This window comes from uncultured Psychrobacillus sp., assembly GCF_938022135.1.
Lineage (GTDB): Bacteria > Bacillota > Bacilli > Bacillales_A > Planococcaceae > Psychrobacillus.
The window spans coordinates 1-11003 of record NZ_CALIED010000092.1; the positions used below are offsets into that span (position 1 = coordinate 1).

The 11003-nt window shown below is 37.9% G+C and carries 8 protein-coding genes; all 8 read left to right on the forward strand.

Going from position 1 to position 11003, the window contains the following annotated elements:
- Nucleotides 1-126 precede the first annotated feature (126 nt).
- Nucleotides 127-2637 (forward strand): preprotein translocase subunit SecA, encoded by a 2511-nt coding sequence (secA, locus tag Q0371_RS19070; RefSeq protein WP_298474271.1) that lies wholly within the window; start codon nt 127-129, stop codon nt 2635-2637.
- 28 nt (nt 2638-2665) lie between these two features.
- Nucleotides 2666-3767 (forward strand): peptide chain release factor 2 gene (gene prfB / locus Q0371_RS19075; protein WP_169358855.1). Its coding sequence is split into 2 segments (ribosomal slippage): nt 2666-2737 and nt 2739-3767, totalling 1101 coding nucleotides; the frame shifts between segments, so codons are not numbered across the junction.
- Between the two features lie 78 nt (nt 3768-3845).
- Nucleotides 3846-5315 carry a methyl-accepting chemotaxis protein gene (locus Q0371_RS19080; protein ID WP_298474257.1) on the forward strand — a complete coding sequence of 490 codons (1470 nt, stop codon included), beginning with the start codon at nt 3846-3848 and terminating at the stop codon, nt 5313-5315.
- Nucleotides 5316-5523: 208 nt separating this feature from the next.
- On the forward strand, nt 5524-6351 hold the full coding sequence (locus Q0371_RS19085; RefSeq protein ID WP_298474273.1) for a YitT family protein: 828 nt from the start codon (nt 5524-5526) through the stop codon (nt 6349-6351).
- A gap of 48 nt (nt 6352-6399) precedes the next feature.
- Complete coding sequence (gene cccB / locus Q0371_RS19090) at nt 6400-6750, forward strand: cytochrome c551 (protein ID WP_298474259.1); 351 nt, start codon at nt 6400-6402, stop codon at nt 6748-6750.
- 1256 nt (nt 6751-8006) lie between these two features.
- On the forward strand, nt 8007-8693 hold the full coding sequence (gene ftsE / locus Q0371_RS19095) for a cell division ATP-binding protein FtsE (RefSeq protein ID WP_169361051.1): 687 nt from the start codon (nt 8007-8009) through the stop codon (nt 8691-8693).
- Entirely contained in the window at nt 8683-9570 is an 888-nt protein-coding gene (ftsX, locus tag Q0371_RS19100; protein WP_298474265.1) for a permease-like cell division protein FtsX, read from the forward strand. The genes ftsE and ftsX overlap by 11 nt, the downstream gene beginning before the upstream one ends.
- Before the next feature lie 28 nt (nt 9571-9598).
- Nucleotides 9599-10906, forward strand: a complete 1308-nt coding sequence (locus Q0371_RS19105) for a M23 family metallopeptidase (RefSeq protein ID WP_298474268.1) — start codon at nt 9599-9601, stop codon at nt 10904-10906.
- The last annotated feature ends 97 nt before the right edge of the window (nt 10907-11003 follow it).

Consider the following 11003-nt stretch of genomic DNA (forward strand, 5'->3'; position numbering starts at 1 on the left):
TCGCTTTTCTCCATTTGCCTGTCGGGGCAGAGATAGGCGGTTGCGCTTTTCTTGTGTTACTCATTTGCGTGACTATGTAACGAATGGTAAAATGGAGAGTAAGACTAAATGGGAAGTGAATATAATATGCTTAACGTTCTGAATAAAGTATTCGATTTAAATAAACGCGAGTTAAAACGATTAGAAAAAATCGCAGATAAAGTAGAAGCATTAGCAGGAGAGATGGAAGCTCTTTCTGATGAAGCATTAAGTGCAAAAACAGTTGAATTCCGTGAAAGACTTGCCGGTGGAGAGAAATTAGACCAGCTTCTACCAGAAGCATTTGCTGTTGCGCGAGAAGGCGCTAGACGAGTACTTGGACTGTATCCTTTCCGAGTACAAATTATGGGTGCTGCTGCATTAAACGAGGGTAATATTGCAGAGATGAAAACTGGGGAAGGTAAAACACTTACCTCCACGATGTCTGTTTATTTAAATGCGTTAAGTGGACAAGGCGTACACGTAGTAACTGTCAATGAATATCTTTCTAGTCGTGATGCTGAAGAGATGGGTAAATTATATAATTTCTTAGGTTTAACGGTAGGATTGAATTTAAATTCTCTATCTAAAGATGAAAAACGTGAAGCTTACGCTGCTGATGTAACTTATTCAACCAATAATGAGCTTGGCTTCGATTATCTTCGTGACAACATGGTGCTTTATAAAGAAGAAAAAGTACAACGTCCGCTTCATTATGCGGTAATTGATGAGGTCGATTCGATTTTGATCGATGAAGCAAGAACTCCTTTAATTATCTCAGGACAGGCTAACAAAGCTGCAGCTTTATATATGCAAGCCAATGCTTTTGTTCGTACGTTAACGAAGGAAGAAGATTACACGTACGAAGAATCAACAAAAGGTGTTACTTTGACTGATGTAGGTGTGGAAAAAGTTGAAAAGGCGTTCCGTATAGATAACTTGTTTGATTTAACCCATGTTCGCTTAAACCATGCGATTAATCAATCCTTAAAGGCGCATGTTTCTATGCATCTAGATGTAGATTATGTGGTGCAAGATGGGGACGTAGTAATCGTTGACTCCTTCACTGGACGTTTGATGAAAGGTCGTCGCTATAGTGATGGCTTGCATCAAGCTATTGAAGCAAAAGAAGGGTTAGAGGTTCAAAATGAATCCATGACCATGGCTACAATTACGTTCCAAAACTTTTTCCGTATGTATGACAAGCTGTCAGGGATGACTGGTACAGCTAAAACGGAGGAAGAGGAATTCCGTAACATTTATAATATGAATGTTATAGCGATACCAACGAATAAGCCAATTGCTAGAGATGATCGTGCCGATTTAATCTATGCATCTATGAATGGGAAATTTGAAGCGGTTGCTGCAGATATTGCTGAACGAAATAAAAAAGGTCAGCCAGTACTGATTGGTACGGTTGCCATTGAAACTTCTGAAATCATTTCCAAGCTGTTAACAAAGCATGGCATTAAGCATAATGTATTAAATGCAAAAAACCATGAGCATGAGGCAGAAATAATTGCAACAGCTGGACACCTTGGTTCTGTGACGATTGCCACTAACATGGCTGGACGTGGTACAGATATCAAACTTGGAGATGGGGTACTAGAAGTTGGCGGGTTAGCTGTTATTGGTACAGAGCGTCATGAATCTAGACGTATTGATAATCAGCTACGTGGTCGTTCAGGACGTCAAGGAGATCCAGGGGTAACACAATTCTATCTTTCTATGGAAGATGAACTAATGCGTCGATTTGGTTCAGATAATATGCGTAATATGATGTCTAAGATGGGTATGGATGATTCACAACCAATCCAATCTAAAATGGTGTCACGTGCGGTAGAATCTGCTCAAAAACGAGTAGAGGGTAACAACTTTGACTCTCGTAAGCGATTGCTGCAATATGACGATGTATTACGTCAGCAACGTGAAATCATCTACAAAGAGCGTAATGAAGTTCTGGAAACAGAAAACATGCGTGACTTAGTGGAAACCATGATTTTCGCTGTTATTGAACGTCTTGTAACTACGCACACTAACGCGGAAAATAAAGCAGAGTGGAATTACAAAGCGATAGAGGATTATATTCAAGCGAATATGCTTCCAGAGGGTGTTATTACGCAAGAAACTTTAGAAAATCTTTCTCAAGAAGAAGTTATTGAGAAGATTAAAGAAGAAGTAATCTCCTTCTATGATGCAAAAGAAGAAGAAATGACAGCTGAACGTATGCGTGAATTTGAAAAAGTTGTACTGCTTCGTTCAATTGACTCGAAATGGATCGATCATATTGATGCAATGGATCAGCTTCGCCAAGGGATTCACTTACGTGCATATGGTCAAACAGATCCGCTTCGTGAATATCAAAGTGAAGGCTTTGCAATGTTCGAGGCAATGGTTGAGTCAGTCCAAGAAGATGTTGCTAAATATGCGATGAAAGCAGAAATTCGTAACAACCTAGAGCGTGAAGAGGTAGCAAAAGGGCAAGCTGTAAATCCAAAAGAAGAAGGCGGTCCTGTAAAGAAAAAACCTGTTCGCAAGCAAGCAACAGTAGGACGTAACGAACCATGCCCATGTGGTAGTGGAGAAAAGTTTAAAAATTGCCACGGAGCAGTTAGATAATAGAGATATTCGGAGGAAATAAAAAATGATAGAAATTTCAGTTGTAAGAAATGAATTAGACCGTACGGCGGGCAAGTTAAATGACTTTAGGGGGTCTCTTTGACTTAGAAAACAAAGAGGTTCGTATACAAGAGCTAGAGGAATTAATGACTTTTCCTGACTTTTGGGATGATTCCCAAGGAGCTCAAAAGGTCATCAATGAGTTAAACGCTTTAAAAGGCATAGTGGAGCAATACAACAACCTGATGTCTACACAAGAAAACTTAGAAATGACGTTAGAGTTATTAAAAGAAGTTCCGGATGAAGAATTACAAGAAGAGCTTGGCAGTGAGTTGAAAGAATTTACTGCAGCGCTTGGTGAGTTTGAGCTACAACTTCTTTTAAGTGAGGAATATGACAAGCACAATGCTATTTTAGAATTACATCCAGGTGCTGGGGGAACCGAGTCTCAGGACTGGGGTTCAATTCTTTTACGTATGTATCAGCGTTGGGCAGACAAACGTGGCTTTAAAGTAGAAACAATCGATTACTTGCCAGGAGACGAAGCAGGTATTAAATCGGTTACGTTACTGATCAAAGGCCACAATGCCTATGGTTACTTAAAAGCAGAAAAAGGTGTACATCGTCTTGTGCGTATCTCACCGTTTGATTCGTCTGGTCGTCGTCATACGTCCTTCGTGTCGTGTGAGGTAATGCCTGAATTTACGGATGAGATTGAAATTGAAATCCGTACAGAAGATTTGAAAATTGATACGTATCGTGCAACTGGTGCAGGTGGTCAGCATATCAATACAACGGACTCCGCTGTCCGTATCACTCACTTACCAACTAACTCGGTTGTAACATGCCAATCAGAGCGTTCACAGATCAAAAACCGTGAGCACGCAATGAAGCTTTTAAAATCAAAGCTGTACCAATTAAAAATCGAAGAACAGGAAGCTCAGCTTGCTGAAATTCGTGGAGAACAAAAAGAGATTGGATGGGGAAGCCAGATTCGTTCCTATGTATTCCACCCTTACTCCATGGTTAAGGATCACCGTACCAATGAGGAAAGTGGAAATGTCCATGCAGTCGTGGATGGGGAAATTGACCCATTCATTCATGCCTACTTACGCTCTAAAATAAATTAATAGACGGTAAAAAATCCCATGCTATAATAAAATAGTATGGGATTTTTACTATTTTATATGGGGATTGGGGAAAAGAATATGAACATGCATGAATTGAAAAAAAAGGATTTGCTAAGAAAAAATACAATCCTTTATTTGGCTTATGCCCTCGCAGTAGGATTAGGACTCTTAGTTCAAATTCTCATAAAGGCCGAATCAGCAATTATCTTTTCTATAGGTATACCATTTGCTATATCCATAATTTTTTATTTCCTTGCTAGAAAGTCAAAGTCAATTGAAATTGCTAAGATATTTCCTTACATAATTATATTATTTGGTGCGATTACTGCTAGCAGTACTGCATATTTTAATACAGTCAGTCTAGGAACCATTATTTTGGCATTTTTCGTTCTGGTATTAAGTAGTATCCATAATGACAAATTTATTTTTATTTATGGATATATTCTTTCCGCTTTTGCCTTATTTGTAAATGTTATAAATGATGAACCTAATGTATTTGATGGACAAACAGTGAACGTATTTTATATTCAATTTATAATGGCATTAGGTGTCTATTTACAGGTTATTCAAAGTAAATCTGTATTTAATAGAATGCAAGAACTAACAGAGGATGCAGCTATTAAGGCCCAGGAAGACAGTATCTTGAATGAAAAGTTGGAAAATGCAGTTCATGTTATTTCAACCAATTTAGAACAGATTCGCACAAGTACACAATCCGCTAATATTGCACAGCAGGAAATGCTTTATGCAGTAGGGGAAGTGAGTGTTGGTGCTCAACGTCAGGCAGATCATGTGTCTGATATAGTACGAAATACGGAAGCAACTAGCAGCTCAGTAAAAGAAATGGCAAACAACTTAGAGTTAATCGTTCAAAAGGCAGAATCTGCTGGGCAAGATGCTTCAGAGGGCTCAAAAGTGATGGCAGAAATGACAAAAGATATTACCCAATTTACAATCTTTTTTGAAGAGTTAAATGAAACATTTCAAAACTTGTTCGAAAAAATTAATGAAACAAATCAGTTTGCTAAAGATATTCGACAAATTACAGAGCAAACAAATTTATTAGCATTGAATGCCTCTATCGAAGCTGCCAGAGCCGGAGAGCATGGCAAAGGATTTTCTGTAGTAGCTGAAGAGATTCGAAAACTTGCAGGGGTAACCAATCAAACTGTAGAGAAAATAGATGATAATCTTAACAATGTCAATAAATTTAACGAGGCTGCTCTTCAAAAGCTGAAATTAGGGTTAGCACAAACGCACTCACAAGCTGAAACAGCGGAACAATCCAATGAGTCCTTCAAAGGTCTGTTTGAAACGATGAAGACGCTTCAGTTATCATTAACAAGCTATTTAAAAGAGATAGAAACAATTGCTGAAAACAGCGAATCCATCAATGTAAGTACAACAGAGTTTGCTGCAATCATTGAAGAAAGCACGGCTACTGTCGAGGAAATCAATGCAACCTTAGTCAATATCACAGAGGATCAGCTGGCCATTTCGGATTATATCGACGAAACCTATAAGGAAGCACAATCTATTAGTAAGTAATGGATGAAGCTAAAAGTGTATCTAATTTAATTTAGATACGCTTTTTTATTTTGTGCAAGTAGCCTGTTAATACACCATCTTGCTAAAGTTCACAAAATTCTTTTCTGTTGTTATACTATTTCAGGTTGAATAAAAGAATTTACATGAAAGAGGAATAGTAATGACTACTACGACAAATAATAGAGTTCATAAAGAAATTTCTCCTTGGATGGCGAATGCTCGAGATTACTTTTACGTAATCGTTGGTGCCGCTATCATAGCACTTGGTTTTAATGTCTTTTTATTGCCAAACCAGGTTGCCTCTGGTGGAGTTAGTGGGATAAGTACCATATTAAAAGGAGTATTTGGTTGGGAGCCTGGACTTGTTCAATATGCTTTTAACATTCCTTTGTTTATCGCAGGCTTAATATTTCTTGGTGCAAAATTTGGGATTAAATCTTTTGTAGGAACCTTAGTTTTACCTGCAGTAGTTTTGCTAACTGCAAGCTGGGAACCATGGACATATAATCCTTTGTTAGGTGCATTATTCGGAGGTATTACGGTTGGCCTAGGTTTAGGAATTGTTTTTAGAGGCGGCGCGTCAACAGGCGGAACAGACTTAGCAGCTCAAATCATAACCAAATATACTGGATTTTCTTTGGGGCGAAGTGTATTACTAATCGATGGCCTAATTGTGTTGAGTGCTGCCGTAGTATTTGATATTGAACAAGCTTTATACGCTTTAATAGGTTTATTTGTAACTACTAAAACAATCGATATTGTGCAGCTAGGATTTAGCCAATCAAAAATGATTTATATCATTACGAATAAACAGGACGAAATGAGAGATGCTATCTATAAGGAGATTGATCGAGGGGTAACTAAACTACCTGCATATGGTGGATATACCAATGAAGAGAAATCTATCCTTATGGTGGTGGCGTATCAGACTGAGTTCACAAAGATGAAACAAGTGGTTCAAACCATTGACCCCACTGCATTTGTAATAGTTTCTGATGCCTATGAGGTATTAGGAGAAGGTTTCAAAAGGTACTAAATTTGGTATAATATGAGTGCATTCATAATGTTGAGGGAGGTTAACTAAATGAATAAAAAATTATTAGCTGTTATCTTTGGAGCAGGTCTTATGCTTGCTGCTTGTGGCGGTGGAGACGACGAAGCAAAAGATACTGGCACAACTGACACTGGTACAACTGATTCGACTGAAACCGCGTCTGTAGATGCTGAAAAAATTGTAAATTCTAAATGTATTAGCTGTCACGGCGGAAATTTAGAAGGTCAAGGTAATTTCCCAGCTCTTGCTGATGTAGGTTCTCGCTTATCAGAAGATGAGATCTTAAATGTTATTTTAAATGGTAGAGGCGCAATGCCGGGTAAAATCATTGAAGGCGCTGATGCAGAAGCAGTTGCTGCATGGTTAGCGGAGAAAAAATAATATAGTGGACAAGCAGCTACTTTTATCGGTAGCTGTTTTTTTGTTGGGATAAGACAGTGCCCATAGAAGGAAGTGTCCCATAAAGGCGAGGTATCCGCCCGTAAAGTTGAAAAGCGCCCATAGGGTTGAGGGAAGTGTCCCATAAGTAAGAGGAAAGCGCCCATAAAGTAAGTGAAGGTGTCCCATAAAGGTGAGATATCCGCCCATATAGTTGAATTACTCTAACTAGTTTCTAGAGGTATCACCTAACCTCCAGCGAGACGCACATAAATAAAGCAAAGTGTCACCTAAAACTCAGGAATCCGCACCTAACTACGCAAAACGCACCTAAACATAGAGAAGGTGTAACCTAAAACCTAGTAAAACGCACATAAAAAAAGCAAAATGTCACTTAAAACTCAGGAATCTGCACCTAACCCCACCAAACGCACCTAAACATAGAGAAGGTATCACCTAAACCCAAGCGAAACGCACATAAAAAGAGCGGAGTGTCACCTAAATCCTAAGAGTCCGCACCTAACTACGCAAAAAGCACCTAATTATAGTGCTGGTGTAACCTAACCTCCAGTGAGACGCACATAAATAAAGCAAAGTGTCACCTAAAACTCAGGAACCCGCACCTAACTACGCAAAACGCACCTAAACATAGAGAAGGTATCACCTAACCTCCAGGGAAACGCACATAAAAACAGCAAAGTGTCACCTAAAACTCAGGAACCCGCACCTAACTACGCCAAACGCACCTAAACATAGTGAAGGTATCACCTAACCTCCAGCGAAACGCACATAAAAACGGCAAAATGTCACCTAAATCCCCAAAACCCGCACCTATCATCATCCATTAATCTCCAATACCTATCCAAACTCAATCAATTTCGTCCAAAAAATCCCATAAATATTACAAGACCCTCATATCACATCCCAAATTCGCACCAAGAAACGATCCCAACTTCATAGCTTTATTTGTCGATTTTCACAGAATGTTAACTATATTGGAGAAATAAACCTGTAGTTGTTAATATTTTCTCTGGCAAGAAAATATAGCAGGAATTATGAAAGAAAGTGTAGAAATAAAGGGTATAGTCCTTTTGTAACTGAGTAAAAAACACTAAAAAAACTGAAAAATCGCTAATATTTTAGTTTTTCTGACTAAATTTACCTACAAAATGAAATCTATTTGTAACATTAAGAAAGACATCAAGTGTTATAATAAGCATTGTTGTATTTAATAAAAGAAAGTAATTAGGTGGTATAAAATGATAGAAATGACTAAAGTCTATAAAAAATATCCTAATGGTATTGTTGCAGCTAACGGGATTGACGTAAATATTAAGCAGGGCGAATTTGTATACGTAGTTGGACCCAGTGGTGCAGGAAAATCGACATTTATTAAAATGATGTATCGAGAAGAACGCCCAACGTCAGGTACGATTATAGTCAATGGTATGAATTTAGCAACCTTAAAAAATAAAAATGTTCCTTACTTAAGAAGACAGATTGGCGTTGTCTTTCAAGATTTCAAACTACTTCCTCGACTGAACGTATATGAAAACGTTGCCTTTGCTTTAGAAGTAATAGAGGAATCCCCTAAGGTGATCCGGAAAAAAGTAATGGATGTATTGGAGCTAGTGGGACTAAAAAATAAAGCTAGAATGTTCCCGACAGAACTATCAGGCGGGGAACAACAACGTGTTTCTATAGCGCGCTCCATTGTGAATACTCCTAAACTAGTAATTGCAGATGAGCCGACCGGAAATTTAGACCCCGAAACTTCATGGGAAATTATGAACACATTTGAAGAAATTAATTCCCGAGGAACTACAATTGTTATGGCAACTCATAATAGAGAAATTGTAAATACAATTCGACACCGTGTTATTGTAGTTGAGGGTGGCTTAATCACTCGAGACGAGTACGGAGGAGATTACGGATATGAAGGCTAGAACAGCAGGACGACACTTTAGAGATAGCTTAAAAAGTATCAGCAGAAATGGTTGGATGACATTTGCATCCGTCAGTGCTGTTACCGTTACATTATTACTGGTAGGCGTATTCGTCATGATTATGATGAATTTAAATAAAGTAGCAGACGACCTAGAAAGAGACGTAGAAGTAAAAATTTACGTCGAATTGACAGCAAGTGAAGAAGAAATCACCAAGCTGGAAGAAGACATTAAAAATATTCCAGGTGTTGCAGAGCTAGTATATGCGACTAAGGGAGAAGAACTAAAGAAACTTGTTATGGATTTTGGATCAGATTTAGAGTTATATGAACAAGAAAACCCATTACATAATGTTTTTTATGCAAAAGCGGTAGATCCTCAAGAGACTGAAGCGATTGCGAAGGAAATCGATAAGTTAGATAACACATTTGAGGTCAGCTACGGAGAAGGTAAAATAGAAAGATTATTCTCTGTACTTAATATGGGTAGAAACGTGGGCGTAGTGTTGATCCTTGCTCTATTATTTACAGCTATGTTCTTAATTTCGAATACTATTCGAATTACGATTGTTGCTAGACGACGAGATATAGAGATTATGAAACTAGTTGGAGCTACAAACTGGTTTATCCGTATCCCTTTCATATTAGAAGGTATGTGGCTTGGTATTTTAGGAGCGATTGTACCAATCACGTTAGTTACGGTGCTTTACTATAATCTTTATAATGCTTTACAGCCTAAATTAGAGCTAGGAAATTTATTTAATTTACTAGAGTTTTCCCCATTCATTTATCAGTTAAACGCATTAATTCTATTAATGGGAGTTTTAATCGGTATTTGGGGTAGTTTCATGTCAGTTAGAAAATTTTTACGAGTATAAGAAGGTATCTTGAAAGGAGCAATAAGATTTGAGAAAACAATCCAAATGGATGTTGCGTATTGTTGCAATCGCTGCATCCGGAGCGCTACTATTTAACACGCCAAGCGCTCTTGCCAATTCATTGGACGACCTTAAAAAAGAAAAACAGAACATCCAAGAAAAGAAGAGCACTATTCAATCGAATATTAAAGAAACTGAAACAAAAATTGATACTAACGAGTCTAAAATTGATCAAATTATGGCTCAAATTCAAGAGTTGGATAATAAAATTATGGCAACTGAAAAAAGTATTTCAGCGGTTTTAAATGAGATTGAAAAAACTACAAGCGAAATCGAAGCATTAAAAGCCTCTATCGCTGAGTTAGAACAGAAAATTGCAGCTCGCGATGAATTGCTAAAAGAAAGAATAAGAGCTGTTCAAGTTAGTGGTGGATCAGTCAATTATTTAGACGTATTACTTGGAGCTAATAGCTTTGTAGATTTTATTGACCGCTTTTCAGCAGTTAATACATTGATGGAAGCTGACCGTAAAATTCTAAAAGAGCAGGCAGAAGATAAAAAAGAACTTGAAGAGCAAACGGCAAGCCTAGAGAAGAAACGTCAAGAGCAAGAAGCAAGTAAAAATCAGCTTGTTTCCTTAAAAGCTAATTTAGATGGTCAAAAATCTTCTAAGAGCACATTAGTAGATCAACTAGAAGTGGAACAAGCTAAGCTTCTGGAAGACAAAGAACAGATGGAAACAGAATATGAAGAAGTTTTAAATTTAGATAAAGCAATACAAGATAAAATTGTTGCAGAGCAAAAGCGTCAAGCAGAAATAGCTAGAAAAGCAGCAGAAGAGAAAAAGAAGAAAGCGGCTGCAGAACGTAAACGTCAGCAGGCTGCTAGCGGATCTTCAACTGCGATTCCTGCCGTTTCAGCTGGTAACTGGACAAAACCTGCATCAGGAAGCTTTACTTCTGGTTATGGATACAGAATGCATCCAATCTACGGTAAAGGAAAAATGCATTATGGTATAGATATTGCCAACAGCACTGGAACACCAGTGTTATCGGCTGCTGATGGAGTCGTATCGTATGCATCACCTTTAAGCACATACGGTAATGTAATTATGGTGACACATTCTATTGATGGTCAAACTTTCACTTCATTATATGCTCATTTAAGCAGTATAGGTGTAGGAGTTGGACAAGTTGTCTCTAAAGGTCAACGTATCGGAGCAATCGGAACTACAGGTAATTCCACTGGACCACATCTTCACTTTGAAATCCATTTAGGATATTGGGAAGGTATGGCTGGTAACTCAGTGAATCCATTGAGATACATTTCTCTATAAAATAACAGTAACATGAGGCATTCAATTATTATATAATTGGATGCCTCAGACTGTAGACAAACTCCAAAAATTTTGGAGTTTGCCTACAGTCTTTTTT

Coding starts and splice junctions, on each gene's coding strand:
- Q0371_RS19085 (WP_298474273.1), top strand. CDS start 5,524: ATGGCGAATGCTCGAGATTACTTTTACGTAATCGTTGGTGCCGCTATC.
- cccB (WP_298474259.1), top strand. CDS start 6,400: ATGAATAAAAAATTATTAGCTGTTATCTTTGGAGCAGGTCTTATGCTT.
- secA (WP_298474271.1), top strand. CDS start 127: ATGCTTAACGTTCTGAATAAAGTATTCGATTTAAATAAACGCGAGTTA.
- Q0371_RS19080 (WP_298474257.1), top strand. CDS start 3,846: ATGAACATGCATGAATTGAAAAAAAAGGATTTGCTAAGAAAAAATACA.
- ftsX (WP_298474265.1), top strand. CDS start 8,683: ATGAAGGCTAGAACAGCAGGACGACACTTTAGAGATAGCTTAAAAAGT.
- ftsE (WP_169361051.1), top strand. CDS start 8,007: ATGATAGAAATGACTAAAGTCTATAAAAAATATCCTAATGGTATTGTT.